This window comes from Microbacterium sp. EF45047 (genome assembly GCF_028472845.1).
Lineage (GTDB): Bacteria > Actinomycetota > Actinomycetes > Actinomycetales > Microbacteriaceae > Microbacterium > Microbacterium neungamense.
Map to the genome: position 1 here is coordinate 1,665,001 of NZ_CP069429.1, position 25,469 is coordinate 1,690,469.

29 protein-coding genes and 3 pseudogenes are annotated in these 25,469 nt (G+C 72.3%); 15 read left to right on the forward strand and 17 right to left on the reverse strand.

Annotation, left to right across the window (positions count from 1 at the left end):
- Positions 1–84: 84 nt before the first annotated feature.
- The 7 genes from JRG78_RS08015 to JRG78_RS08045 all read right to left on the reverse strand — a co-directional run bounded on the left by JRG78_RS08015 (position 85) and on the right by JRG78_RS08045 (position 5,062).
- Entirely contained in the window at positions 85–1,281 is a 1,197-nt protein-coding gene (locus JRG78_RS08015) for an FAD-dependent oxidoreductase (RefSeq protein WP_272653271.1), read from the reverse strand.
- Positions 1,268–1,990: a methyltransferase domain-containing protein gene (locus tag JRG78_RS08020; RefSeq protein WP_272653272.1), complete on the reverse strand. Its 723-nt coding sequence runs from the start codon at positions 1,988–1,990 to the stop codon at positions 1,268–1,270. Before JRG78_RS08020 ends, JRG78_RS08015 begins: the two co-directional genes overlap by 14 nt.
- A complete protein-coding gene (locus JRG78_RS08025; RefSeq protein WP_272653273.1) occupies positions 1,980–3,143 on the reverse strand; it encodes a type III polyketide synthase in 1,164 nt (387 codons plus the stop codon). The genes JRG78_RS08020 and JRG78_RS08025 overlap by 11 nt, the downstream gene beginning before the upstream one ends.
- Positions 3,144–3,232: 89 nt before the next feature.
- Entirely contained in the window at positions 3,233–3,880 is a 648-nt protein-coding gene (locus tag JRG78_RS08030; protein ID WP_442927375.1) for a CYTH domain-containing protein, read from the reverse strand.
- A 64-nt stretch (positions 3,881–3,944) separates the two neighbouring features.
- Complete coding sequence (locus JRG78_RS08035) at positions 3,945–4,160, reverse strand: response regulator (protein ID WP_272653274.1); 216 nt, start codon at positions 4,158–4,160, stop codon at positions 3,945–3,947.
- 86 nt (positions 4,161–4,246) lie between these two features.
- Positions 4,247–4,717: a prepilin peptidase gene (locus JRG78_RS08040; protein WP_259606204.1), complete on the reverse strand. Its 471-nt coding sequence runs from the start codon at positions 4,715–4,717 to the stop codon at positions 4,247–4,249.
- A gap of 54 nt (positions 4,718–4,771) precedes the next feature.
- Positions 4,772–5,062, reverse strand: a complete 291-nt coding sequence (locus JRG78_RS08045) for a DUF1905 domain-containing protein (protein WP_259606205.1) — start codon at positions 5,060–5,062, stop codon at positions 4,772–4,774.
- 114 nt (positions 5,063–5,176) lie between these two features.
- Between JRG78_RS08045 and JRG78_RS08050 the strand changes: the two genes are divergently transcribed.
- From JRG78_RS08050 to JRG78_RS08060, 3 genes are read left to right on the forward strand one after another with little or no spacing between them, the layout of a single operon-like run.
- Complete coding sequence (locus JRG78_RS08050) at positions 5,177–5,950, forward strand: hypothetical protein (RefSeq protein WP_272653275.1); 774 nt, start codon at positions 5,177–5,179, stop codon at positions 5,948–5,950.
- The gene (locus JRG78_RS08055) at positions 5,947–7,500 is read left to right on the forward strand and encodes a DNA polymerase Y family protein (RefSeq protein ID WP_259606207.1); all 1,554 of its coding nucleotides are present in this window, start codon (positions 5,947–5,949) and stop codon (positions 7,498–7,500) included. The genes JRG78_RS08050 and JRG78_RS08055 overlap by 4 nt, the downstream gene beginning before the upstream one ends.
- Positions 7,500–10,925, forward strand: coding sequence for an error-prone DNA polymerase (locus tag JRG78_RS08060; protein ID WP_272653276.1), 3,426 nt, complete (start codon positions 7,500–7,502; stop codon positions 10,923–10,925). The genes JRG78_RS08055 and JRG78_RS08060 overlap by 1 nt, the downstream gene beginning before the upstream one ends.
- Before the next feature lie 51 nt (positions 10,926–10,976).
- On the opposite strand, the gene JRG78_RS08065 is transcribed toward JRG78_RS08060, so the two are convergent.
- From JRG78_RS08065 to JRG78_RS08070, 3 genes and pseudogenes are all read right to left on the reverse strand, one after another.
- A complete protein-coding gene (locus JRG78_RS08065) occupies positions 10,977–11,231 on the reverse strand; it encodes an ankyrin repeat domain-containing protein (RefSeq protein WP_272653805.1) in 255 nt (84 codons plus the stop codon).
- Between the two features lie 187 nt (positions 11,232–11,418).
- Positions 11,419–11,811, reverse strand: a pseudogene (locus JRG78_RS12585) (hypothetical protein); the annotation flags it as partial.
- A gap of 103 nt (positions 11,812–11,914) precedes the next feature.
- Positions 11,915–12,295 carry a hypothetical protein gene (locus JRG78_RS08070; protein ID WP_259606209.1) on the reverse strand — a complete coding sequence of 127 codons (381 nt, stop codon included), beginning with the start codon at positions 12,293–12,295 and terminating at the stop codon, positions 11,915–11,917.
- Positions 12,296–12,387: 92 nt separating this feature from the next.
- Here JRG78_RS08070 and JRG78_RS08075 point away from each other — a divergent pair, with 92 nt between their 5' ends.
- Positions 12,388–12,873: a pyrimidine dimer DNA glycosylase/endonuclease V gene (locus JRG78_RS08075; RefSeq protein WP_272653277.1), complete on the forward strand. Its 486-nt coding sequence runs from the start codon at positions 12,388–12,390 to the stop codon at positions 12,871–12,873.
- Positions 12,874–12,930: 57 nt separating this feature from the next.
- Entirely contained in the window at positions 12,931–13,191 is a 261-nt protein-coding gene (locus JRG78_RS08080; protein WP_259606211.1) for a Rho termination factor N-terminal domain-containing protein, read from the forward strand.
- 66 nt (positions 13,192–13,257) lie between these two features.
- Here JRG78_RS08080 and JRG78_RS08085 read toward each other — a convergent pair whose 3' ends face one another.
- On the reverse strand, positions 13,258–13,626 hold the full coding sequence (locus JRG78_RS08085; RefSeq protein ID WP_259606212.1) for a MerR family transcriptional regulator: 369 nt from the start codon (positions 13,624–13,626) through the stop codon (positions 13,258–13,260).
- A gap of 134 nt (positions 13,627–13,760) precedes the next feature.
- Here JRG78_RS08085 and JRG78_RS08090 point away from each other — a divergent pair, with 134 nt between their 5' ends.
- The 3 genes from JRG78_RS08090 (at position 13,761) to JRG78_RS08100 (ending at position 14,990) form a co-directional block, all read left to right on the forward strand.
- Positions 13,761–14,183 (forward strand): Hsp20/alpha crystallin family protein, encoded by a 423-nt coding sequence (locus tag JRG78_RS08090; RefSeq protein ID WP_259608166.1) that lies wholly within the window; start codon positions 13,761–13,763, stop codon positions 14,181–14,183.
- A gap of 82 nt (positions 14,184–14,265) precedes the next feature.
- Positions 14,266–14,481: a DUF2795 domain-containing protein gene (locus tag JRG78_RS08095; RefSeq protein ID WP_259606213.1), complete on the forward strand. Its 216-nt coding sequence runs from the start codon at positions 14,266–14,268 to the stop codon at positions 14,479–14,481.
- A gap of 2 nt (positions 14,482–14,483) precedes the next feature.
- The gene (locus tag JRG78_RS08100; RefSeq protein WP_259606214.1) at positions 14,484–14,990 is read left to right on the forward strand and encodes an O-acetyl-ADP-ribose deacetylase; all 507 of its coding nucleotides are present in this window, start codon (positions 14,484–14,486) and stop codon (positions 14,988–14,990) included.
- Between the two features lie 19 nt (positions 14,991–15,009).
- Here JRG78_RS08100 and JRG78_RS08105 read toward each other — a convergent pair whose 3' ends face one another.
- The 5 genes and pseudogenes from JRG78_RS08105 to JRG78_RS08125 all read right to left on the reverse strand — a co-directional run bounded on the left by JRG78_RS08105 (position 15,010) and on the right by JRG78_RS08125 (position 18,953).
- Positions 15,010–15,570: a uracil-DNA glycosylase family protein gene (locus JRG78_RS08105; RefSeq protein WP_272653278.1), complete on the reverse strand. Its 561-nt coding sequence runs from the start codon at positions 15,568–15,570 to the stop codon at positions 15,010–15,012.
- 19 nt (positions 15,571–15,589) lie between these two features.
- A pseudogene (locus JRG78_RS08110) lies at positions 15,590–16,230 on the reverse strand (NADPH-dependent FMN reductase).
- Between the two features lie 6 nt (positions 16,231–16,236).
- Positions 16,237–17,079, reverse strand: a complete 843-nt coding sequence (locus tag JRG78_RS08115; RefSeq protein ID WP_272653279.1) for a Rieske 2Fe-2S domain-containing protein — start codon at positions 17,077–17,079, stop codon at positions 16,237–16,239.
- A gap of 126 nt (positions 17,080–17,205) precedes the next feature.
- A complete protein-coding gene (locus JRG78_RS08120) occupies positions 17,206–17,364 on the reverse strand; it encodes a methionine/alanine import family NSS transporter small subunit (RefSeq protein WP_259606217.1) in 159 nt (52 codons plus the stop codon).
- A complete protein-coding gene (locus JRG78_RS08125) occupies positions 17,361–18,953 on the reverse strand; it encodes a sodium-dependent transporter (protein WP_272653280.1) in 1,593 nt (530 codons plus the stop codon). Before JRG78_RS08125 ends, JRG78_RS08120 begins: the two co-directional genes overlap by 4 nt.
- 196 nt (positions 18,954–19,149) lie before the next feature.
- Between JRG78_RS08125 and JRG78_RS08130 the strand changes: the two genes are divergently transcribed.
- The 7 genes and pseudogenes from JRG78_RS08130 to JRG78_RS08160 all read left to right on the forward strand — a co-directional run bounded on the left by JRG78_RS08130 (position 19,150) and on the right by JRG78_RS08160 (position 22,976).
- Complete coding sequence (locus tag JRG78_RS08130; protein ID WP_259606219.1) at positions 19,150–19,461, forward strand: YciI family protein; 312 nt, start codon at positions 19,150–19,152, stop codon at positions 19,459–19,461.
- A gap of 45 nt (positions 19,462–19,506) precedes the next feature.
- On the forward strand, positions 19,507–19,905 hold the full coding sequence (locus JRG78_RS08135) for a VOC family protein (protein ID WP_272653281.1): 399 nt from the start codon (positions 19,507–19,509) through the stop codon (positions 19,903–19,905).
- A 75-nt stretch (positions 19,906–19,980) separates the two neighbouring features.
- Positions 19,981–20,745, forward strand: a complete 765-nt coding sequence (locus tag JRG78_RS08140) for a CPBP family glutamic-type intramembrane protease (RefSeq protein WP_259606221.1) — start codon at positions 19,981–19,983, stop codon at positions 20,743–20,745.
- Positions 20,746–20,951: 206 nt separating this feature from the next.
- Complete coding sequence (locus tag JRG78_RS08145) at positions 20,952–21,341, forward strand: YciI family protein (protein WP_272653282.1); 390 nt, start codon at positions 20,952–20,954, stop codon at positions 21,339–21,341.
- Positions 21,338–22,009 (forward strand): annotated as a pseudogene (locus JRG78_RS12730) (RNA polymerase sigma factor); the annotation flags it as partial. The gene JRG78_RS08145 and the pseudogene JRG78_RS12730, both read left to right, overlap by 4 nt.
- Before the next feature lie 97 nt (positions 22,010–22,106).
- Positions 22,107–22,400, forward strand: coding sequence for a hypothetical protein (locus tag JRG78_RS08155; protein WP_272653283.1), 294 nt, complete (start codon positions 22,107–22,109; stop codon positions 22,398–22,400).
- Between the two features lie 168 nt (positions 22,401–22,568).
- Positions 22,569–22,976, forward strand: a complete 408-nt coding sequence (locus tag JRG78_RS08160; RefSeq protein ID WP_259606225.1) for a helix-turn-helix domain-containing protein — start codon at positions 22,569–22,571, stop codon at positions 22,974–22,976.
- A 7-nt stretch (positions 22,977–22,983) separates the two neighbouring features.
- On the opposite strand, the gene JRG78_RS08165 is transcribed toward JRG78_RS08160, so the two are convergent.
- Positions 22,984–25,371 carry a DEAD/DEAH box helicase gene (locus JRG78_RS08165; protein WP_259606226.1) on the reverse strand — a complete coding sequence of 796 codons (2,388 nt, stop codon included), beginning with the start codon at positions 25,369–25,371 and terminating at the stop codon, positions 22,984–22,986.
- Positions 25,372–25,469: the final 98 nt, after the last annotated feature.

Consider the following 25,469-nt stretch of genomic DNA (forward strand, 5'->3'; position numbering starts at 1 on the left):
CGGCGCGCTGCGCCCGCGAAGGCCCCGGCCCCTCCCCAAGGGACCGGGGCCTTCCCGTGCAAGGGGGCGGAGGGGTCGCGGGGGTCAGAGGCCTCCCATGGTCACGAGGGCGGCGGCGCGCGCCCGCAGCGGGGGCGCGCCGAGGGCGCGGATCAGCGTCTCGCGGGCGGTGAGGAGAGGGCCGGATGCCGGTGCGCCCATCGCCATGTAGAACGCCGACCGCCGGTGCGCGCTCGCGGCGGCCCGCACGGATGCCCGGGCGTACCGTTCAAGGTCGGGGCGGCCGGAGCGCAGCGCCTCCTCGATCGCCGCGGCGAGACGACGGGCATCCGCCCAGCCGAGGTTCATCCCCTGGCCGCCGATCGGGCTGATCTCGTGCGCCGCGTCACCGAGGAGGGCGATCCGGCCGGTCGCGATCCGGCCGGCGCGATGCTGCGCGGCCAGGAACTCGACCGGCCGCGCGTCCTCCGGAATGCCGGGGTCGGTCCCGAGCCGCGCGGCGATCTCGGCCCGGAAGGCCGCCGCATCTGCCAGCGAGCCGGGCCCGGTCCGCCGCACCACCCAGCGCCGGATCCCGCCGGGCAGCGGGAGCGACTCCACCAGCCCGCCGGGTTCGCAGTGCAGCCGGGCGACGGCATCCGAGCCGGCATCCGGCCCCGATCGCACGCCTGCCCCGGCATCCGGCACGTCCGCCATCGCGTACCCGGCGCTGCCCGGTCGCCGTCGCCAGCCGAGGCCGAGTGCGGTGCGGATGCCGCTGCGCACCCCATCGGCCGCGACGAGGAGGGCCGCCGTCAGCTCCCGCTCCCGGCCGCGCTCGCGCACGGCGACCCGCACCCGCGATCCCTCGTCGCGCACCGACAGCACCTCCGTCCCCGGCCGCAGTCCGCCGGACAGTTCGGCAAGACGCGCCCGCAGCAGGGCATCCGTGCGGTGCTGCGGGAGCGTGAGCACCGGGCGCCCGGAGCCCGGCCCGGAGCCCACCCCGGACCTCAGCCCGGCACCTGACCCGGCCCCGAATGCCACCGCCGCCAGCACGCGTCCACGCGACAGCACCTCGCCGCCGCGCAGCGCGAGCGCCTCCGCCCGGATCGCGTCGGCCAGACCCGCCTCGGCGAGCGCGGCAAGCCCCGGCGGGTGGATGCCGATCGCGCGCGTCCGCGGGTCCGGGCCGTCCCGGCGCTCGCATACGATCGCGTCGATCCCGCGCGCGGCGAGCAGGCAGCCCAGCAGCAGCCCGACCGGGCCGCCGCCGGCGACGATCACGTCATGATCCGGCATCCGGCGCCTCCCAGCGCAGCTCGAGGCGCATCGGCGCCCGGCGGCGCACCGTCCAGGCCGGCGGGACCGCCGCGGCGAGCTCGTCAGCGGTGTAGGAGCGGCGGATGCTGGTCAGCCCGTCCGGCCGGATGAACGAACCCGCCAGCACGGTCGGAGCCAGCGGCAGCGTCACGGCGGCGAACAGGAGGTACGCGGCGCGGCTGCGGGCGATGTCGTGGTGCACGGCGACGCCCCCGGGACGCACCAGCCGCTGCGCGTCGGCCAGCAGCGCGCGCAGCTCGCCGGCGGTCAGGTGATGCAGCAGGTGGTTGGAGAGGACGACGTCGTACTCATCGCCCGCGCGCACCAGGTCGGCGGTCACGCCGTGCACGTAGCGGATCCCGAGCCCGCCGTCGCGCGCCGACGCCCACGCGTTCGCCCGCGCGTCCGCGTCCAGGGCGGTGATCTCCGCGGCCAGCCCGTCCCTGCGCATCCGCCGGGCGAGGGCGCGGGTGAGGTCGGCGCCGCCGGATCCGACGTCGAGGATCCGCACTGCTCCGCGACGGGCGCGCGGCCGGATGTCGCGCCGGTACCCGCCCCGCCACGGCGAGACGATCCCATTGACCAGGGCGAAGCGCGCGTAGGTGCGCTGCAGCATCCGCCGGTCGGCATCCGGCTCGTCCATCAGCTCCCGGATGCCGGTGGCGCGTGCGCTGAGGTCAGGCCCCATGTCCTGGTGCGAGAACGGTGAGCAGCGCGCTCTCGGCGGTGAGCCCGGGCCCGAACGCCATCGCGGCGACGCGCTCGCCCGGCCGCGCCCGCTCCTGCTCGAGGATCCGCTGCAGCACGAACAGCACGGTGGCGCTGGACATGTTCCCGTACTCGCGGAGCGTCTCCCGCGCCGGGCGCAGCTGGTCGTCGCTGAGCCGCAGCCGCTCCTGCACCTTGTCCAGGATGCTGCGCCCGCCCGGATGGATGGCCCAGTGCGTCACGGCGTCGCCGATGTCGCCGGCGTCGAATGCGGCGCCCAGCTCCTCCTCCGCGGCGTACAGCGGCCGCAGCGCCGCCTCGATGTTCTCGCCGATGATCTGCGGAACCGCGGTGGAGAGCACCATCTCGAACCCGCTGTCGCCGATCGTCCACGCCATGTCCTTCTCGCCCTCCGTGGCGATCGCGGTGTGGAAGCCGTCCAGCGAGAACGACGGCGCCTCGTCGCCGAGCTCGCGGGCGGTGACCAGGCAGGCCGCCGCGCCGTCGGAGAACAGCGAGGTGGCGACGATCGTGTCCGGGTTCTCCGAGGAGCGCAGATGCAGGGTGCACAGCTCGGCGCTCACCACGAGCACGACGGCGTCCGGGTCGGCGAGGCAGAACTGCCGCGCGGCGCGCAGCGCCGGCACCGAGGCGTAGCAGCCCATGAAACCCAGGTGGTAGCGCTGCACCGCATCCGACAGTCCCAGCCGCTGCACGATCGCATAGTCGGGGCCGGGGGCGTAGAACCCGGTGCACGAGACCGTGACGACGTGCGTGACGTCATCCGGGCCGATCACCGGGTCGGCCTCGAGCGCGCCGCGGGCGGCCTCGACGAACAGCGCGCCCGCCTCGCGGGCGTAGACCTCGTTGCGCGCCTTCGTCCCCGGGGCGAGGAGGGTGCCGCTGGCGCGGTCGAAGAACATCGGGTCGTCGGGTTCCTCGGACAGGTCCAGCTCGCGCAGCACGGTGTGCCGGGTCTCGATCCCGGAGCCGTCGAAGGATGCCGTGACGAGGCGCTTCGCGAGCCGCCCCAGCTCGGGCTGCGCGGCGAACACGTCGCGTACGGTCTGCTGTTCGAGGGGTGTCTCCGGGACGACGGTGGACAGGGACCTCAGCTGCACCGGACGGCTCATGCCGACACTCAATCAGCACGCGCCGCCCGGGGGAAGGGGCTTGCGTCGTCCCGGGCTCTCTGGGAAGGTCCGTGCTCCGCGCCGGCCGCTCAGAACCCCAGCGCGCGGGCCAGCTTCGACGCCGAGGACGCCGGACGCCCGCCGGCGGCGACGACCGCCCGCTCCACCGCGGCGAAGAAGTCCGCCCGCTCCGCGGCATCCGTCGGGGCCGCAGGACCCAGCTCCATCTCCCATTCGCGCCACTCGCGACGGATGCCGGTGCGCTCGTCGGTCGCGCGCACGTGATCGTCGACGAACTCGGCGACGACGCCGCCGTCGCCGAGCAGGTGGTACGCGGTGCGCGCGTTCTCGATGCGCGCGAGCGGCGCGAGCGGCGCGCGGGTCCACTGCGCGACGGTCTCGGCGACGGGGGCCGGGATGGTCCCGTCCTCGTCCAACGGCCAGCCCAGCTCCAGGCGTCCGTCGCCCTGACGCGGCCCCTTGATGTGCCATCCCGCGTCCGGGCCGCCGGTGCGCCGGCGCAGGGCGACGCCCGCGCGCGCCAGGGCGGCGTCGGCCGTGTCGAGGTAGCGCGCGTCGAGGGCGCGGTGCTCCCCCTCCGTGACCGCGGTCACGCCCGGCACTGCGGACCAGTCCGGCAGGGGCGTCGCGGCATCCGCGTCGTACTTGTGCTCGACCTCGAACGCGCGCGACGGCTCGTCCGCCCCGGCCCCCGTCGGCACGGGGTCCGTCGACACGGGGCCCGTCGGCACGGCCCCCGTCGGCACGGGGTCCGTCGACACGGGGTCAGTCGACACGGGGTCAGTCGACACGGGGGACGAAGTCGTCCTCGGATTCGGCGAACCAGAATCCGATCTCGGTGGGGCCGTCGTGCGGTCCGGTGTTGCTCGGCTCGCCGCCGCGGCGGTAGGTGAGCTGCGTCTCGCTGTACGGGACGATGAGCGTCTGCTGCTCGGCGTCGTCGAGCCGGATGATCTGCCCGTCGAGCGGGCCGCCGTGGAGTCGTGCGAGTGTCATGTGCTCACCATAGACCCGGTCACGGTCATTGGGCCAAAGGGCGCCCGGCATGCCCGCCGAGGGCTTCCGACACCCCCGTGGGCCGCTCAGCCGGCGACCATCCCGAGAACCGCCCCGAGGATCATCCACGGCCCGAACGCGATCCGGGTGGACCGGTCCGCGCGCCGGAGCGCCATCAGCGCGAGCGCGTAGACCGCGCCGAGGACGAACGCCCCCGCGGCTCCGATCAGCAGCGTCTGCCAGCCGTGCCACGCCAGCACCAGGCCGATCACGGCGGCCAGCTTCACGTCGCCGCCGCCCACGCCCTGGCGCGACACCAGGTGCAGGATGGCGTAGAAGGCCCCGAGCGCCAGACCGCCGAGCAGCGCGCGCAGCATCCGCCCGCTCTCCCCCGTCGCGAGCGCGTCGACGACGACCAGCGCGACGAGCGCGGCGAGGGTCGGCAGCACGATCCGGTTCGGCAGCCGGTGCTCGCGGGCGTCGATGACGATCAGCCGGAGCCCGACGGCCGCGAGCGCGAGGTGCACGAGGACGACGGCGACGGCGTGGAGGGACATGCCCGAAGGCTAGGGCATCCGCGCGCAGGGCGACGACGCCCTGTGGATAAGCCGCTACAGGTCGAGGATCTCGAGGTCCACGAGCACGACGTCGCCGTCGCCGATGCCCTCGGCGTCGCGCACGGCCTTCTTCACCGGCAGCAGGTACCCCGACCGGCCCGGGAAGATCGAGGTGCGCCAGGTCGTCGTGCCGATCCGGACGTTCACGCGCAGCGACCCGAAGCCGCGCGGCGGGGCGGGCAGTTCGCGAATGTCGGCGGAGAGCTCCTCCGGCAGGGTCGCGAAGAACCAGGAGTCGACGCGGGCGTCCCACCGGGTCACCGGACTCTCGAACTCGATCCGCATGCGCTCAGCGTACCTTCGAGCGCCGACATCGGCGCCGTTCCGCGGATGTCGGATGTCCGAACTAGCGTCCATATCGGACTTGAACTATTCGAAGATGTTTTCGAAGATGGATGCATGGGAAAGGCCACGCTGTCGGCGCTCTCCCCCGCCGACGAAAGGGCGGGGGAGATCCTCCGCCTGCGCCGCGAGATCGGGCGGATGCAGCGGCGACGCAGCGACGACCCCACCCTGCCGCTGGACCCCGCGCTCGCGGGGCTGCTGCCGGGCGGCGGGCTGCAGACCGGGACGGTCTACTCCGTCTCCCCCTCCCCGAGCCTGATCTTCGCGCTGATGAGCGCCGCCTCCCGCCGGGGCGGCTGGTGCGCCGCGGTCGGGATGCCCACGCTGGGCCTCGAGGCGGCGGCCGCCTCCGGGATCGACCTCTCCCGCCTCATCCTGGTGCCCTCGCCCGGGGAGCGCTGGCTGGCGGTGGTCTCCGCGCTCTCCGAGGTGGTGCCGCTGATCGCGATGAACCCCGGCACGCCGGTGCGGGAGGCGGAGGCCGCGCGGCTCGCGGCCCGTCTGCGCGACCGCGGCAGCACCCTGCTCACCACCTCCCCGTGGCCGCAGGGCGAGGGGCTGATCACCCTGCACGATCCGCACTGGGAGGGGCTCGGCGAGGGGTGGGGGCTGCTGTCCGACCGGACGGTCACGGTGACGGCGCAGACGAGGACGACCCCGCGCCCGCAGAGCGTGCGGGTGCGGCTCCCCGGCAGCCTGGGCGGCGTGGAGCGCGCGGCTGCGAACGGCACGACTGCGGACCGCGTGACTGCGGACCGCGTGGAGCGCGGAGTCGAGCGCGCTCCCGCGCGGATCGCCGCCGTGCCGGATTGGAGGGCCGCGGGATGACCGCGCAGGAGCCCCTCCGGGTGCACGCGCTGTGGTTCCCCGACTGGCCGCTGCGCGCGGCGCTGGGCGAGCCGCCCCCGCATCCGCCCGTCGCCCTCGTCCGCGGGAACGTCGTCACCGCCTGCACCGCCTCCGCCCGTGCGCACGGGGTGCGGGCCGGGCAGCGCCGGCGCCTCGCGCAGGGACGGATGCCGCAGCTGCGGCTGCTGCCGCACGACGAGGCACAGGAGGATCGGGCTTTCCTCCCCGTGCTGCGCCTGATCGACGAGCACTCCCCGGGCGTGCTGCTGATCCGCCCCGGCCTGGCCGCCCTCCGCTCCCGCGGCGTCTCCCGCTACCACGGCGGCGAGGAGGAGGCGGCCCTGGCGCTGCTGCGGATGCTGGCGGAGGCGGGGTACCCGGAGGTGCGGGTGGGCATCGCCGACGGCGTGTTCACCGCGGAACTGGCGGCCAGGGCGAGCGCGGCGGCGGACGGGCCGCCCTGGGCGACGGTGCCGCCCGGCGGCGCGCGGGAGTTCCTCGCCCCGCTGCCGGTGCAGGTGCTCGACGACGAGGAGCTGACCGGCCTGCTGCTCCGGCTCGGGGTGACCACTCTGGGCGGGTTCGCCGCGCTCGGCGCCGACCAGGTGCGCACCCGGTTCGGGGAGCACGGCGCGCGCCTGCACGCCCTGGCGCGCGGTGCCGACTCCCGTCCGCTCTCCCCCCGTCCGCCGGATCCGGAGCTGGCGCGCGAGATCGCGTTCGACACCCCGCTCGGCCAGGCGGATCAGATCGCCTTCGCGGTGCGGCAGACCGCGGATGCCGTGCTGCTCGCCCTCGCCGACGCCTCCGCGGTGTGCACGGAGGTGCGCATCGACCTCACCGACGACGACGGCAGGGTGCACTCGCGCACCTGGCTGCATCCGACCTGCTTCGACGCCGCCGATCTCGTCGACCGGGTGCGCTGGCAGCTGGAGGCGCTCGTCTCCGACGTCCCCGACGACGACGCCGCGCACGCGTTCCACGGCATCGTCGGGGTGCGGATCGTCCCGGTCGCCGTCGACGACGCCGCGCACCACCAGCCGGGTCTCTTCGGCGCGGGGACGGACGAGCGTCTGCACCACGCCGTCTCCCGGGTGCAGACGCTGCTCGGCCACCGCGGCGTGGTCACGGCGAGCGTGGCCGGCGGACGGCTGCTCGCCGACCGGCAGGTGCTGACCCCGTGGGGCGAGCGGCCGGTGACCGAGCGCGACCCGTCGCAGCCGTGGCCGGGGAGGCTGCCCGGTCCGCTCCCGGCCGAGGTGTTCGTCCCGCCGCGGCCGATCCGGGTGACCGCGGCGGGCGGGGAGAAGATCCGGGTCGATGCGCGCGGCGCGCTGTCGGCCCCGCCCGCGTTCATCGACGACTGCCAGGTCGCCGGCTGGGCCGGGCCCTGGCCGATCCGCGAACACCGCTGGGATCCGGACCGGGCGCTGGACGCCCACCGGTTCCAGCTGCTGGACGCACACCAGCGGGCCTGGCTGGTGATGCTCGCCGACGGCCGGTGGTGGGCCGAGGGGAGGTACCGCTGATGGGCTGGCACAATCCCGGCTACACCTGGGCCGAACTGGAGCGCACCCTGAGCGCCCCCACCGAGCCGGCATCCGCCGAACCGACCGGAATCCGGGCCGACCCCGGTCCGCTGAGCAGGCGCCGCACTCCGGCCGCCCCGCCGCCGGTGGTCCGGCCGGAGGATGCGGTCCCGTACGCCGAGCTGCACGCGCACAGCTCGTACTCCTTCCTCGACGGCGCCTCCTCCCCTGACGAGTTGCTGGCCGAGGCGGAGGCGCTGGGGCTGACCGCACTGGCGATCACCGACCACGACGGCTTCTACGGGGCGGCCCGCTTCGCCGAGGCCGCGGAGTTCACCTCGGTGCAGACCGTGTTCGGCGCCGAGCTCTCCCTGGGCGACCTCGAGGGGACGGGTCGCACGCGGACGGGTCCGTCCCCCGCGCGCAGCGGTGCGCCCGATCCGGTCGGCGAGCATCTGCTCGTCCTCGCCCGCGGCATCGAGGGGTACCACAGGCTCTCCGGCGCGATCACCCGCGCCCAGCTGCGGGGCGGCGAGAAGGGCCGCCCGCTGTACGACCTGGACGATCTGGCTGCCAGCGCCGGCGGGCACTGGACGATCCTCACCGGATGCCGCAAGGGGGGCGTGCGGCGGGGGCTCGCCCGCGGAGATGCGGTCACGCCGCTGCGGCGCCTGGTGGACCTCTTCGGTCACGACAGCGTCGCGGTCGAGCTGATCGACCACGGCGACCCGCTCGACACCCGCCGCAACGACGCGCTCGCCGATCTCGCCGCCGAGTTCCGGCTGCCCGTGGTGGCGACCAACAACGTGCACTACGCGGCCCCCGAGCGTGCGGGGCTGGCCGAGGCCGTGGCCGCCGTGCGGGCCACCCGCAGCATGGACGAGCTGGACGGCTGGCTGCCCGTGCACGGCAGCGCCCACCTGCGCAGCGGCGCGGAGATGACCGAGCGGTTCCGCCGCTATCCGGGGGCGATCGCGACCGGGCTGCGGATCGCGGAGGAGTGCGCGTTCCCGCTGCGGCGCGCCAAGCCCGACCTGCCCCGACTGGACGAGCCGGACGGCCGCACGCCGATGGAGCACCTGCGCGCCCTGGTCTGGGAGGCGGTGCCGCGGCTGTACCCGAACCTGGACGCCGAGGGCAGGGCGCGGATCGAGCGGGAGCTCGCCGTGATCGAGGAGAAGGACTTCCCCGGCTACTTCCTCATCGTGCACGGCATCGTGACGGAGGCGAAGCGCCGCGGCATCCTGTGCCAGGGGCGGGGATCAGCCGCGGCGAGCGCGGTCTGCTACCTGCTGGGCATCACCGCCGTCGACCCGATCCGCTACCGGCTGCCGTTCGAGCGCTTCCTCGCCACCACCCGCGAGGAAGAGCCCGACATCGACGTGGACTTCGACTCCGACCGGCGCGAGGAGATCATCCAGTGGGTGTACGAGCAGTACGGCCGGGAGCGCGCCGCCCAGGTGGCCAACGTCATCCAGTACCGGCCGAAGAACGCGGTGCGCGACATGGCCAGGGCCCTCGGGCACTCCCCCGGGCAGCAGGACGCCTGGTCGCGGCAGGTGGACGGCTGGAGCGCGGGGGTCGAGGTCGGCGAGGGGCACGACATCCCCGAGGACGTGCTCGCCTACGCCGGGCAGCTGCTGAAGGCGCCGCGGCACCTCGGCATCCACTCCGGCGGCATGGTGATCACCGCCCGCCCGGTCGGCGAGGTGGTGCCGGTGGAGCACGCCCGGATGCCCGGCCGCACGGTCATCCAGTGGGACAAGGACGACGCCACCTGGATGGGGCTGGTGAAGTTCGACCTGCTGGGGCTGGGGATGCTGGCCGCGCTGCAGCACTGCTTCGACCTCATCGCCGCGCACACCGGGGAGACCTGGACGCTGCAGTCCCTGCCCAAGGAAGAGCCGGCAGTGTACGACATGCTCTGCCGGGCCGACTCGATCGGGGTGTTCCAGGTGGAGTCGCGCGCCCAGATGGGCCTGCTCCCGCGGCTGCAGCCGCGGGAGTTCTACGAGCTGGCGATCCAGATCGCCCTGATCCGCCCCGGCCCGATCCAGGGCGGCGCGGTGCATCCGTTCGTGCGCCGCAAGACCGGGAAGGACCCGGTGACCTATGCGCATCCGGCGCTGGAGCCGGTGTTGGAGCGCACCCTGGGCATCCCGGTGTTCCAGGAGCAGCTGATCCAGATGGCGACCGTGCTCGGCGACTGCACCGCCGACGAGGCCGACCTGCTGCGCCGCGCGATGGGATCCAAGCGCGGCCTGGAGAGGATCGAGCGCATCCGCGAATCGCTGTACGCCGGGATGCGCCGGCACGGGCTGGACGACGAGACCGCCGACCGCATCTACGCGCAGATCCAGGCGTTCTCCAACTTCGGGTTCGCGGAGTCGCACTCGCTGTCGTTCGCGCTGCTGGTGTACGCCAGTTCCTGGATCAAGCTGCACTACCCGGCGGCGTTCCTGGCCGGGCTGCTGCGGGCGCAGCCGATGGGCTTCTACTCGGCGTCCACCCTCACCGCCGACGCCCGCCGGCACGGGGTGCGGGTGCTGCGGCCCGATCTGCACGCCTCGGGGGTGCTGGACGGGCTGGAGCCGCTCGATCCGGCGGACCCGACCGGCCCGACCGGGATGGACGCATGCCTCGCGCAGGAGCATCCGAAACCCGGCCCCTTCGACCCGGACGCGCCGGACACCTCCGCCGCGCACCGCCGTGACGGGCGGTTCGCGGTGCGGCTGGGACTCTCCGGTATCCGCGGGATCGGCACCGCGCTGGCCGAGCGCATCGTCGCCGCGCGCGCGCAGGACGGGCCGTTCCGCGACCTGCACGACCTGGTGCGCCGCACGGACGCCACCGCCGCCCAGCTGGAGGCCCTCGCCACCGCGGGCGCCTTCGAGTGCCTGGGCCTCACCCGCCGGGAGGCGATCTGGATGGCCGGGGCCGCGGCCGAGGACCGCGCCCGCTACCTGCCCGGCACCGCCGTCGCCGTGCAGCCGCCGCTGTTCGCCGACCAGACCAGCTACGAGCGGCTCACCGCCGATCTGTGGTCGACCGGCGTCTCCACCGACGACCATCCGATGACGCACTTCCGCCCCGCGCTGACCGAGCGCGGGGTGCTCGCCTCCGACCGGCTGCGCGACCACGAGCCCGGCCGGCGGATCGAGGTCGCCGGGCTGGTGACGCATCGGCAGCGGCCGGCGACCGCGGCCGGCGTGACCTTCCTCAACCTGGAGGACGAGCACGGCCTGGTGAACGTGGTGTGCTCGACCGGGGTGTGGAACCGCTACCGCCGGGTCGCGCGGGACTCCCCCGCTCTCATCGTCCGCGGCATCCTGGAACGCTCCCCCGAGGGGGTGGTCAACGTGATGGCGGATGCCTTCGAGGATCTGCGCACCGGCGTCCCGCACCGTTCGAGGGACTTCCGGTGAGCCCGCGACCTCCGCCCGCAGCCGCGCCGCGCGACGGCGCCGCGCGCCGGCTCACCCGCCGAGGACCGCCACGATCTCCTCGTGCCCGAGACGACGCGCGTTCTCGAGCGCCGTGCGCCCCTGCGCGTCCCGGATGCCGGGGTCGGCGCCCATCGCGACCAGCACCCGGGCCACCGCGACGTGGTCGCCCAGCACCGCGTGCATCAGCGGGGTGCGCTGCTCGGAATCCCGCGCCTCGACCGCGGCCCCCGCCCGCAGCGCGACGGCTGCGGCATCCGCATCGCCCTCGCGGGCGGCGGCGAGCAGGGCGGCGTCCGGATCCGACGGCGCCGGCGATCAGCGCCCGGACGGTGGTGGCGTAGCTCTCGGTGTCCTCGCCGAAGATGACCGCCTCGTGGATGGCCTGGTAGCCGATCCGGTTCACGTGGTCGCGGTCGATGCCGGCGCGCAGCAGCTCGCCGACGACGTATCCGTGCCCGCGCTCGGCGGCGCGGATCAGACCGGTGCCGTTCCAGCTGTCCTTGTCGTCGACGACAGCGCCGTGCGCGAGCGTCAGCCGCAGCAGTTCCAGGTGGCCCTCGCTGGTGGCGATGAGGTACGCGGACTGCTGCGTGTCGTCCTTGGCGTTCACGTCCGCGCCGCGGGCGATGAGGTCGGCGGCGGTCTCGACGTCGTCCGCCCAGGCCGCCTCCCGCAGCTGCGCGTCCAACCGCTGCTGCTGATCGCTCGCGGCGGATGCCGACGACGATGGACCGGATGGACCGGATGGACCCGATCGGTCGGGTGCCGCGGGTGCGCAGGCGACGAGCACGGCCGCCGCCACACCGGCGAGCAGGGCGATCGCGCGCGGGAACCTCGGATACGGGGTGATCGGGCGCGGGGTCATGCCCCCAGTCTGCGGCCTCCCGCCTCGGCCGGCATCGGACGACCGGCGAGCATCGGATCAGCCGATCGGATGGTCCGGCGGCACCGCGCGCGGCGCGGCCTGATCACCAGAACCGGTCCGGCGCCTCCGCCGGCGGACGGTCCGCGCCGCCCCACCGATCCGCCTCGGCCTTCGCCGCTGCGGCAGCGGCATCCGCCTCGCGAAGGGCCGCGTCGGCCGACTCGGCCGGATCCACGGCCGCCACCACGAGCGTCGTCTGCGGTCCCGCCGCGGTGTCGGCGACGGTGCAGTCGCGCACGTGCCCGCGCCACACCTCGACCCGCTCGCCCGGGATGTCCCGCAGCCGGTACCGGATGCCGCGGTCGAGGTCGAACACGAAGGCCACCGCCCCGGCATCCGCCTCGCCCTCGCGCACCTGCGCGATCTCCACCCGGTTCCCGCGCGGCACCGGAGCGGATGCCGCGACGACGAGCGTTCTCTCCATGCCCCCACTTTAGGCTCCGGCACCTGCCACCGGACCGGCCGACCGCGCCGTGCTGTTAGCCTTGCCGGGCCGGTCGGAAGGAGGCGCAGCGCATGAGGCTCTGGTCGCTGCATCCGCGCCATCTCGACCGCGCCGGCCTCACCGCCTGCTGGCGGGAGTCCCTGCTCGCCCAGGCCGTGCTGTCCGGCCGCACGCGTGGGTACCGCCACCACCCGCAGCTGGAGCGGTTCCGCACCCGGCCGGATCCGCTGGCGGCCGTCGGCGCCTATCTGACCGGGCTCCGCGCCGAGGCCGGCCGCCGCGGCTACCGGTTCGATGCCACCCGCATCCTGTCACCGGCCGAGCCGGATGGGACCATCCCGGTGACCACCGGGCAGCTGGCGCTCGAGTGGGCGCATCTCGGGCGCAAGCTCGCGCTGCGCGATGCCGCAGCGGCCGCGCTGGGAGCGGGAGGCGCCGTCGCCGCATCCGCTCTTCGTCGCGATCGAGGGCGAGGTCGAGCCGTGGGAGCGGGCCGTCCTCTAGGTGCGCGCCCTGCGGCTGTCAAGGCGGTGCGGGATGCGCGGGAGCGCGCCTAGCCTCGTCCCCAGGGCCCGGCGCGGACGAGCGCGGGCCGCAGCCGAGAGGAGGACCGGATGACCCCTCAGCCGGAACTGAAGGACGAGGAGCTGTACGAGAAGCTCCGCGATGAGGGCGCCTCCAAAGAGAAGGCCGCGCGCATCTCGAACGCGGCGGCCAGGGACGGGCGCTCCACGGTGGGCCGTCGCGGGGGCAAGGCCGGCGACTACGAGGACTGGACGGTCGACGAGCTGCGCAAGCGCGCCAAGGAACTCGGGCTCGAGGGGTACTCCGGCAAGCGCAAGGCGGAGCTCATCCGGATGCTGCGCGAGCACTGACTTCGACGCGCCGAGCCCCGTCGAAGCGTCCGAACCGCCGGCCGCCGAACCCGTCCACGCGCCGGCTCAGCGCCTGTCCGCGTCACGCCCCGGCACATCCCCACGCCCCGGCACCTCGTCGTGCCCGGGCACCTCTCCACGCCCCGGCACCTCGCCGCGCTCCGCGGCGAGCTCCTCGCGCAGACCGGCGTTCTCGTCCTCCAGTTCGAGGATGCGGCCGATGCCGGCGATGTTCATGCCCTCGCTGCGCAGCTGCGCGGCGCGCCGGAGTCGCTCGATGTCGTCGTCGCTGTAGCGGCGCGTGCCGCCCTCGCTGCGGGAGGGCGTGAGCAGGCCCTTGCGCTCGAAGAGACGCAGGGTCGCCTCCGGCATGTCCACGAGCTGTGCCGCCACGGCGATGCCGTACAGCGGAGTGCGCCCGTCGCGTTCCGTCATGCTGAGAGTTTCCTTCAGATCTGTTGCAAATCTTCTCGATTTGTCCTATAACAAATCTGCAGTCACAGATGCAGATTACCTGCATCATCATACAACCGATCCCGCCCTTCCCGGGCCGCACGAAAGGAGAACACATGGGAATGACATTCGATCCGATCAGTCAGCTCGATCGTTTTGCTGCCAGCGTGCTGGACTCCGTTCGGGCACCCCGACTGATGCCGGTGGACCTGTTCCGCGACGGTGACAAGTATGTCCTGCACGCCGATCTGCCCGGCGTGGACCCCGGGTCGATCGACGTGGACGTCGACGGCTCGCAGCTCTCGATCCGCGCCCAGCGCACGGCCGACAGCGGCGAAGGCGTCCGCTGGCTCGCGCGCGAGCGCAGCTCCGGCACCTTCCTGCGCCAGTTCACGCTCGGCGACGGCGTGGACGTGGACAAGATCAGTGCGTCGTACGAGAGCGGTGTGCTGTCGGTGATCATCCCGGTCAGCGAACGCGCCAAGCCACGCAAGATCACGGTCGAGGCCGCGGAGCACCGCCAGGAGATCGCGGCCTGATCCGCCCCGCCATCGAGGGGGCGCCCCCGCGGAGGGACGCCCCCTTCCGCATCCGCCGACTCCCGCACGAAAGGACGACACGATGAGCCTCTCCCCCACCCTCGATCGCTTCCTGCGCAGTATGGAGTACCCGGCTGTGAAGGACGATCTGCTCCGCGAGGCGGCGCGCGACGGGCTGTCTGCGGAGGACACCGCCCTGCTCGAGCTGCTGCCGGAGCAGAGCTTCGCCGCCCGCTGGCACGTCCGCCACGTGCTGGCCCGCATCGCGCGCGCCGAGAGCGCGCTGGTCCCGGCGTAGCAGTGCCCGCTCTCACCGCGGTCCAGGGCGACATCACCGCCCAGCAGGTGGATGCCGTCGTCAACGCCGCCAATCGTTCGATGCGCGGCGGGGGCGGCGTCGACGGCGCCATCCACCGCGCGGGCGGACCCGCGATCCTCGAGGACTGCATCCGTCGGTTCCCGCACGGCCTGGCGACCGGCGACGCCGGCTGGACCACCGCCGGGGACCTGCCCGCCCACTGGGTAATCCACACCGTCGGCCCGGACTGGGGATCCGGCGAGCGCGAGCGCTCACTCCTGGAGTCCTGCTATCGCCGCTCCCTCCAGGTCGCCGACGAGCTCGGCGCGCTGAGCGTCGCCTTCCCGCTGATCAGCGCGGGCGTGTACCGCTGGCCGCGCGAGGACGCCATCGACACGGCGGTGCGGATGCTCGCCGGGACGCCGACGTCCGTGCAGGACATCCGCATCGTCGCGCTGGACGCGGCCATCGCGGAGGCCGTCCACGAGCGGATCGCGCGCGAGTCCTGAGCGGGGCGCATGCTGCCGTTCAGCCGGCCAGGTCCGCCGCCGTGCGCAGATCCGCGACGAAGGCGCGGAAGCCCGCCCGGCGCTCCTCCTCCTCGCGGATGCGCAGAATGCTCGACGGGTGCACGGTCACGACCACGGTCGTCCGCGCGGCATCCGCGGCCTCGAGCGGGACGCCGCCAGCCACGGCCGGCACGCGACGATGTGCCCGACGGCGGGCTTTCTCGTGAATGCGGCGCTTGCCGCGGCGCTCGAAGCGGAAGTGCTTCACCGCGTTGGTGACGTAGGCGGAGGCCCCATCGATCCCGGCATCCGCGAGGGCGTCGTCCAGCACCCGCCCGGCCGGGCCGACGAACGGCTCGCCCGCGAGATCCTCCTTGTCGCCGGGCTGCTCGCCCACGAGCATCAGCGCGGCCCCTGGCGCTCCCTGCGAGAACACCGCCTGGGTGGCGTCACGCCACAGCTCGCATCCGCGGCAGTCGTGCACGGCGCTGCGGAGCTCGTCGATGCCCGCCGCATCCGGTACCCAGCGGGCGGCGCCGGACGGTCCTCGTCGGGCATCGTGCCGCCTCCTCCTCCGCATCCGTCGCGGCTCGCACCGCTCAGTGCATCGTGTCGGGATCGGAGTCCCCCATGTGCCCCGGCAGCGTGACCGACAGCACCCGCGCGACGAAGGCGGCGTACTCCTCCATGTAGTGGCGCAGGAACTTCTCGGTGCCGGGGTCCTTCACCTCGCCGTCCTCGCCGTACACCTCCGGTTTGAACGAGATGTACGCCTCCGGGCATTCAGCTGCGGCGCGTCGAGGAAGCTCAGCACGCTGCGCATCGACGACTGCATCACCGCGGTGCCGATCGCGCCGACCGAGGCGCCGATGATGCCGGTGGGCTTGCGCGCGAAGGAGTTCTTCCCCCACGGCCGGGAGCCCCAGTCGATGGCGTTCTTGAGCGGGGCGGGGATGGAGCGGTTGTACTCCGGCGAGATGAAGAGCAGGCCGTCCGAGGCCTCCACCCGCTCCTTGAACCGGGGAACTGCCGGGTCGGGGTTCATCTCGTCATCGCGGTTGAACAGCGGCAGGTCGCCGATCGGGATCTCGGTGAGCTCGAGCTCGTCAGGCGCGAGGCGGACCAGCGCCTTCGCGAGCACCCGGTTGATCGAGTCCTTGGACAAGCTGCCGACGAGGTAGCCGATGCGGTGTGTCGTGGTGCTTTTCTCCTTCCACTGCTCCCGGTCCGCCCGGGACAGCCGGTGTCAGGCGGAGCGGACGCGGACGCGTCCGCCCTCGACCCGCAGCTTCCACCGTGGTTGCGGGACGCTGGCAGGGCCGCGCTGAACGCTCCCATCCTCCAGGAAGAACCGGCTGCCGTGCCAGGGGCAGGTGACGCAGCCGTCGGCATCCAGGCTGCCCTCTTCGAGCGGGCCGCCGGCGTGCGAGCAGACGGCGGAGATCGCGTTCAGGCTTCCGTCCTGCCGGGCCAGCAGCACCGGGACGCCGTCCGCCTCGACCCGGATCATCTCCCCCTCGGCGATGTCGGCGTCCGCCGCGACGTCGGTCCAGTCGGTGACCCGCGGCTGGAACGCGGTGTGGTTCACGCCGATGCCGCGGGCGAGGGAGAGATGACCGCCGAGATACGCGGACCCGAGGGTGACGCCGAGCGCCAGCAGACTCAGCGCGGCTCCCGCGCCGCGGTGGCCGCGCCGCCGGAGCAGCCACGACACCGCCTGCAGTCCGGAGACGGTCGCGTTGCTCGCCGCGTGCACGAAGCCGACCCGCTTGTCGCGCCCGTAGGTGTCGCTCCAGTCCGCGGCGCCCGAGAGAGCCGTGGGGGCGGATGCCAGCAGCCCGAGACCGACCAGGCGGCGCGCGACCGGGGCGCCCGCCTCGCCGCAGGTGAGATCGATCGCGACGGCGGAGCTCCACGCCCCGATCGCCAGGTCGGTGAGCACCGGATGCAGCGGATGGCCGAGCCAGGAGCCGGACAGGGCGTTCTTGACCGGTGTCGATCGGGTGAGCGCGGTCACCCAGCCGCTGACCTTCTCCACGACGGGGTCGAGGGACTTCGCCGCTCCGATGCGGCCGATCAGGGAACGCATCGTCTCCGGCCACCGCTTCTGTCGCCACGCGCATGGTCGCTCCTCCCGGTGGGGGTCGTCGGAGCATCCGGTCTACCCCGCGCCCGCGAGCCGGTCAACGGGGGTGGCGCGCGCTGCCGCGAGCCGCTATGCGCGCCCCGAGTGGTCCTGCGCCTCGACCTCGTCGCCGCCGGGCGGGTACGCGGTCACCTCGGGGCGCCGGGACAGCAGGACGGTGCTGACGACGAGACCGCCCCAGATGATCACGACGGCGATCACCAGGAACACGAGTGCGATGCCGGTCATCGTGCACCTCCTTCCGTGGTTGCGGATGCCGGACGCGGGCGCTCCCCCGGCACCGCGGGCCAGACCGTGAACAGCGCGGGGTCGCGCCGCCACGGGCTCAGGGTGAGCAGCAGCGACCCGGCGATCATGAGCACCACCGAACCCCAGCCGACGATGAGCAGGTAGGTCTCGTCGTAGCCGCCGTAGGGCTCGGAGAGGAGTCCGAACACGGTGGCGATGAGCATGTACCCGAGCACCACCGGTCCGAGGACGGACACCAGGAACAGCCAGATCCGGCCGAGCTTGAAGGTGGACAGCATGCTGAGGTGGCCGCTGAGCTCGGTGCCGGCACGGCGGATCCACAACACGGTGATGGTCATCATCACGGCCGACCCGACGATGCCGATGTTGTTCGCCCAGTTGTCGATGGTGTCCAGGGCGGTCAGGCCCGAGGTGGTGCCGAAGAGGACGATCGAGATCACGGCGAGCGCACCGCCGAGACCGTACACGGCCTGCGCGCGGCTGAGGCCGAACTTGTCCATCACGGCCGCGAGGATCACCTCCATCACCGAGATCAGCGAGGTGAGGCCGGCGAGCACCAGGGCTCCGAAGAACAGGGCGCCGAAGAACTGTCCCCCGGGCATCTCGGCCACGATGGCCGGGAAGGTCATGAAGGCGAGTCCGACGCCGGTGAGGCCCTCGAGCTCGGCGATGGCGATCGACTGCTGGTGGGCGAAGAACCCGAGCGTCGCGAACACCCCGATGCCGGCGAGCACCTCGAAGGACGAGTTCCCGAAGGCGACGACGAGGCCGGGCCCGGTGAGGTTGGACTTGCGCCGGCGGTACGACGAGTACGTGAGCATGATGCCGAAGGCGACGGACAGCGAGAAGAACACCTGGCTGTACGCGGCGACCCACACCGACGGGCTGCCCAGCGCGGCGAAGTCGGGGGTGAAGAAGGCGTTCAGGCCGTCGATCGCGCCGGGCAGGAACAGCGCCCGCACGACCAGGATGAGGAATCCCGCCACCAGCAGCGGGACGGCGATGACGTTCAGGCGCTGCACGCCCTTGACCACCCCGGCCTCGAGGATCCCGAGGGTGACCACCCACATCAGCACCAGCGGCAGGAGCACGCCCGGCACGAAGTCGAGAGTGAACGGCTCGCCGGCGACACGCAGGTAGTCGCCGGTGAAGAACGCCGCGGCATCCGACCCCCAGCGCAGGTCGAAGGAGAACACGAAGAAGCTCAGCGCCCAGGCGAGCACGGCGGTGTAGTAGAGCGAGATGAACACGCAGATCATCACCTGGAACCAGCCCAGGCCTTCGCCGAACCGGCCGGCCAGGCGGCGCAGCGCGAGCGGCGCCGAACCACGGAAGCGGTGGCCGATGGCGTAGTCGAGGAACAGGATCGGGATGCCGGCGGTGAGCAGGGCGACGATGTACGGGATGAGGAACGCCCCGCCGCCGTTCTCGTAGGCGACGCCGGGGAAGCGCCAGATGTTGCCGAGTCCGACGGCCGAGCCGACGGCGGACAGGATGAAGCCGACCTGACCGGTCCACTCCGCGCGCTGCGGGACGGCGCCGGCTGCCGGGGAGGCGCTCTGGGTCACGGGAGGGTGCTCCTTCGTTCGGATGCGGGAACGTCGTCTGCGAGCGTACCGGTCGCGAGCGGATGCCGCGACCCGGCGCCCGACGGGGGCCGGCGTGCCGAAACCGCTAACGATCGCTTAACGGACGCCGGCGTCTACTGGGTTCCGGCGGCCGACGACGCCCACCTCGCCGGAACTCACGCGAAAGGAAGCGGAGATGTCCTGGTATCTGTACCGCCTGCGGGCGCATCGCCCCGACTTCGCCCAGACGATGTCGGATGCCGAGATGGCGACCATGCAGCGCCACATCGAGTACTGGCGGGAGCCGTTCGAGCAGGGGCGGGTGCTGATCTACTCGCCGGTGGCCGACCCCGACGGCAGCTGGGGGATGTGCGTCGTGCAGGCCGACTCGGAGGACGAGCTGGAGCGCCTGCGGGACCACGACCCGGCGTATCTCGACGACGTCGGCACGGTCGACTGGCTGCTGCTGCCGTTCCCGGTCGCGGTCGATCCGCGCCCGGTCCACTGACCCCGGCGTCCCCCTCGCATCATCCGCATATCGAAAGGAAGAGCAATGTCGAACCATCCCGTGAACTTCTTCGAGATCGTCAGCGACGACCCGGCGCGGCTCCGGTCGTTCTACTCGGACCTGTTCGGCTGGCGCATCCAGGTCGATGAGGACGGCTACGGCCTCGTCGACACCGGCTCCGGAGAGAACGGCGTCGGAGAGAACGGCGTCGGAGAGAACGGCGTCGGAGAGAACGGCGTCGGCGGCGGCATCGGGCCCAAGACGAGTCCGGAAGACGCGGCCGTGAAGATCTACATGCGCACCGACTCGCTGGAGGACACGGTCGCCCGGGCGCAGGAGCTCGGGTCGACGGTGTACCTCCCACCGATGGACCTGCCCGGCGACTACGGGCGCATCGCGATCGTCAGCGACCCGGACGGGAACCCGGTCGGGCTCTGGAGCTGATCCCGACCCGCCCTCCTTCCGGGTGCCGCCCGGCGGCACCCGGAAGGAGGGCTCCGAAGGTGAAGGTCGAATGTCGTGAACGCCACTCCTCTGCCCGCCGCCGGCCGCGTAGCCGGCGCCGGCGAGCGTCCTCGCCTGCTGTCCTGGCCGGCCGCCGTGCTGCTGCACCTCGCGCCGGGCGCGGCGCTGCTGCTCTTCTTCCTCCTCACCGCTCCTGCGCTGCAGACCGCGGGCCTGCCACCTGTGTGGGCGCTGCTCTTCGGCACCGTGCTGGTGATCCTGCCCCTCGAGGTCTGGCTGGGTCGACGGCTGCAGCGCCGCGCGGCCGCGACCGGCGTGACCGTCCTCCCTCTGGGGCGGATCGGCCGGGAGGACCTGCCGGTGCTTCTCGCGGCTCTGGTGGCGGCGCTGCTGGCGCCCGGGGCCGTGGTCTGGCTGGAGCCGATCATCCACGACGCCGTGCTGTCCTGGTTGCCGGGATGGTTCACCGCCGGTCCGAGCGCACTCGCGGAGCATCCACCCCTCGTGGTCGGCACCACCGTGGTTCTCTGGCTGATCACGCAGGTCATCGTTGGACCCGTGATCGAGGAGGTGTACTTCCGCGGCCGCCTCCTTCCGCTGATGCCGGGCGGGTGGATGATCGGCGGCATCGCCGAGGCCGGGCTGTTCAGCCTGTATCACCTGTGGCAGCCGCAGGCCGTCCTCACCATCCTCGTGTTCACCGTGCCTCTCGTGGCGCTCGCCGGCGTGCAGCGCAAGACGGCGACCGCCGTCGTCGTGCACGTCACGGTCAACCTGCTGGCCTTCGTCGCGCTGTTCCTCGGCGCGGCGGAGCGTTGAACGCACTCCGCTGCGAGGAGCCGTCGATGCCATCGCACGGCAGCCTGTCGCTCGACCGCTCGCTGATGTCCGCCGGCCTCGTCGAGAGGCGGAACAGCTCCTGGCCGGTGAGGCCGTGCCGGCGCCATAGTGGATCCGCAGCGGATTCCGGCGCCGGTGTCCCCATCCGGGCATCCCGTCCGTCAACACTGTGACGAGCGTCGACGGTGACGTCCATCGACGGCGGGATCGTCCGAGAGAACGGAGAGAAGATGAAGTACGCACTGCTGATCTACGACACCCCGGACGCCTGGAGCACCCGGAGCGAGGCCGAGGTGGCCGAGGTCATGAGCCGGTATGCGGCGGTGGGGATGGACGCCGCGACCGTCGGCGGCGAGCAGCTGCAGCTGCCGCAGAGCGCGACCACGGTCCGCATCCAGGACGGGCGCGAGCTCGTGACCGACGGGCCGTTCGTGGAGAGCAAGGAGTATCTCGGCGGGTTCTATCTGGTCGACGTGCCCGACCTCGACGCGGCCATGGAGATCGCGCGCCGCATCCCGGCCGCGTCGGAGGGTGGCGCCATCGAGATCCGCCCGGTCGTGGAGCGGACCGGTTGATCGAGACGATCTTCCGCGACGAGTGGAGCCAGCTCGTCGCCTACCTGTGCGGCCTCTTCCGTGACATCCACGTCGCCGAAGAGGCCGCGCAGGAGGCCTTCGAGGCGGCGGCACGGGCGTGGCCGAGGGACGGTGTGCCGGAGAGCCCGCGTGCCTGGCTGCGCACCACCGGGCGCCGCAAGGCGATCGACGCGCTGCGGCGGGACAAGCGCGTGGACGTCGGGCTCGACGAGTCCCTGCCATCGGCGGTCGGCAACCCGGGGACGGATGCCGGGGCGGCCACGGCCATCCCGGACGGCCGGCTGGAGTTGATCTTCGCCTGCTGTCACCCGGCGCTGTCGCGCGAGGCGCAGGTGGCGCTCGTGCTGCGGTCGCTGATCGGCATGAGCACGGTCGAGATCGCGCGGGCGTTCCTGGTGCCGGAGGAGACGATGAAGCGCCGGCTGACCCGCGCGAAGGCCAAGATCCGTGACGCCGGCATCCCGTTCGCGATGCCGCGCCCGGCGGACCTCGACACGCGGGTGGATGCCGTCCTCACCGTGATCTACCTCATCTTCAACGCCGGGTATGCGGGGCGCGCCGAGCTGGCGGACCAGGCGATCTGGCTGGCACGGGTGATGAGCGCGCTGCTGCCCGACTCGTGCCGCATCCACGGCCTGCTCGCCCTGATGCTCTTCCACGGGGTCGACCGGCATCCGGACGCCGTACATCATCCAGGCGCAGATCGCGGCCGAGCACGCGCGCGACCGGGTCGACTGGTCGCGTGTGGTGTCGCTGTACACCGATCTGCAGCAGGTGCTGGACTCCGACATCGTGACGCTGAACAAGGCGATCGCCGTGGCAGAGGCGGAGTCGGCGGATGCCGGGCTGTCGATGCTCGACACGCTCGACCTCGACGGCTACCACCACCTGCACGCGGCCCGCGGCGAGCTGCTGCACCGCCTCGGCCGGAACGCGGATGCCCGGGCCGAGTTCGCCCGGGCATGGGAGTTCGCGGACAACGAGCTCGATCGGGGGTTCCTGGCGCGGAGACTACAGGAGCTGACCGAGCAGGTCTGAGCCCTTTTCCGGGCCGAGCTTCGGCGAGCCGATTCGCGGCTACATGTCACCAGCGACTCAGCGTTACGCACCCGACACCAGACCGGGCGCTCGGGTCTGCGAGCCCCGGGAAGCGGCATGGCGGCGGACGCTAGAAGGACCGGAAACTCGTGCGAGATCCGGCCCTCAATGGTCGGGCTGCTGCGAAACTACTGCCAACAAGCGCGGAAAACCGCGGAACTGGCCGAACTCCTGGCCACTGCGCGAGGCTCGACGCGGGAAGCGGATGACCGACCACTCCCCCAGCAAAACGCACTGCATCGATCGGTCGTGAGGCTCATCATCGATGACTATGAGGCCGGAGCATCCACGTATGAGCTTGCCAAGCGGTACAACGTGCGCCGCAACACCGTCCGCGACACGCTCCGGCGCGCAGGGTTCGACCTCACCGCCAAGTCGAAGCGCGCAGCCCTGAGCGAGGAGCAGAAGGCCGAGGCTCGGCGTCTGTTCGCCAGCGGGGCGACCCGACGCGAGCTGATGGAGATGTACGGAGTGAGCGAATCCACGATCAGACGGGTACTGCGTCCTCGTCGATGAACGACACCTACTCCTCTTCGGAGGGCCCCGCCGTCACGAAGCCCTCCTTCGCCATGATGCGCCGTCGTCGCGAGTACATGCGCTCCAGAAGCGGTACGTACATGTCGCGGTAGTCATGAACGGTGGCGGGGAGGTGACTGGCATCATGCCCGCGGGTGATGCGTCCGATCTGCTGGATCACTCGCCCCTTGGAGGAGACCGGAACTCCCAGGAACAGCGTGTTGAGCGCCGGGAGATCGAGCCCTTCGCCGGCGACCTTGTCGATGGCGAGGAGCACGTATGGCTGCTGCCGTGCTTCCATCTCGTTGAGAGACGCTCTAATGCTTCGGCGTTCCGCGGTGGGGAGGCGCCCATGGAGCCCGACCACTGGCGCCGCGCATCCCTTCAATGCATCTGCGAGCGCGTCGATATGCTCGAGCCTGTTCGTCAGGACGAGGCACGTCCGCCCCTGGGCGACCGCTTCATTGACGTGCCGGGCGATCATCGCGTTGCGCTCGGGATCGGCGGCGAGCTCCGAGTAGATCGCTTGGATAGACGGCCCGTCTGTCCCGGGCTCGTCCGTGCGGAAGGTCGTCTCGTGGACGATCAGCTTGCGCTCCGCTCGCTCCTGAGAGTCGAGCACGTGCCGCACCGGCCCGCACTGCATCGTGATCAGGCCGTTCATCTGATCGGCACGGTAGGGGGTCGCTGTCAGCCCGACCCAGTAGCGTGCGCTGACATTGCGCAGGGCGGCCTCGGTCGCGGGAGCGGCGACGGCATGGCACTCGTCGACGATGATCTGCCCGTACTCTTCCAGCACCGCAGGGTCGGCGTTCCGGTGCGAGACGGACTGCATCATGATCAGGTCCACGACACCTCGCCGCTTCCGACGCCCGGCTCCCAGCTGTCCGATCTGCTTGTCGGTGAGGCCGAGGAACTGCTGTAGACGCTCACGCCACTGTGTGAGCAGTTCGGCCCGGTTCACGAGGATCGCCGTCGGCCTGGCGCGCTCGGCGATGAGCGCGCAGGCCATGACCGTCTTGCCCGCCCCGGGCGGTGCAACGAGCACTCCGGTGTCATGTGCGAGGAGCGCGTCGACGGCTTCCTGTTGCTTCTCTCGCAGCTGCCCCGTGAATGTCAGCTCCAGACGTGTCTGTGCCGTCGCTGTTGCCTCGATCGCTGCCTGGAATCCCGCATCCGCGAGGAGCGCCACGGTTTCGTCGGTAAGCCCCCGTGGTAGCCGCAGCTCGTGCTCGTCGTGCTCGAAGCTGGTGACCAGGCGTGGCGTCCCGAAGGTGCTGAACCGCTGTGCTTGCCTCCGATAGAACTCGGGGTTGGGCACCGATGCCATGTGCTTGAGCTCGGTGATCACGATGCCCGCAAGGTGTGCCGTCGGGACGTGCAGCAGAGCATCGCGGCGAAGCTTCAGCGACCTATGCGCGGTTCCGCGCGCGGCCGCTCGGATGCTCGCTCGCCGTGGCCTGGTGGCCAACGACTCGGCGGGCCCCACGCGCGCCTCTGCGTGGCTCGTCGCTCCAAGTTCCCTGATTCGTTCTGCGGAGACGGGCGTCGTCGACGCGAGTGCCGCGAATTGGTCCTCGTGCGGACGCCATGTGTCGGGGTCGACGAACACGGTCGTCCCGCGTCGGCGGCAGTCGCCTTGCAAGGGCAACGCGATGAGGTTGCCCAGGCGCGCCCGCCCTGAGGATCGTTCGGGCAGCGTGTCCTGCGAGGGAAAGAAGCGGTCGTAGCTGCGGAAGTCCATCGCCGGCCTGCGTGTCATCGCAGCGCGCAGGAGCCGCATCCCCGCTGCGCGAGCCGTCATGGCGGGGAGCACGTCCTCGAAGAAGATCCAGACATGCGCGCCTTCGCCGGAACGGGAGACCTCGGTGAGCGCGTGGATCCCAACCTGCTCGCACTCTGCGACGAAGGCCGCGGCATCGTGCCGCCACTCTGCGTCGTCGAAATCGCAGACGAGAAGCCTGCACTGGTCGCCTTCGAGCATCGGGTAGAGACCGATATGGAACTCGCGCTCCCCATGAGCAGCCGCGCCCCGCAGATGCCGTTCGATCGTGCGCTCATCGAGTGGCAGGTAGTCAGCAGCGGTCTCGGAGCCGGTGTAGAAGCCGCCGCGCACGGCAGGGCTCCAGCCGAACGTCCCCGTGCGCGCGCTGGTCCAGCGCGTTGCGTAGACGTCGTTCCTGCCGGTGAAGCGCGCTCGGAACAAGGCGAGCTTCTCGGCGCTCGACGAGGCCGCCGTGACGGTAGGAAGCAGATCGGAGCGAGGGCGCGCGCCGACCGGCTCCTCTCGCTGAAGCTCCCTCAGCTGTTCGCGGGCTTCTGCAAGTTCCCGCTCCAGTCTCGCGATCCGTGTCCGCAGGGTATCGATCTCAGCGGTGGTCTCCGGACGGCGCACGGCTCCCAGGGTACCGAGCGCCCCGGACCGTCGGTGATGCGCAAAGAAAAGACCCGGCGCCAGAGGCGCCGGGTGGTATGACCCCATGTTAGCGCTCG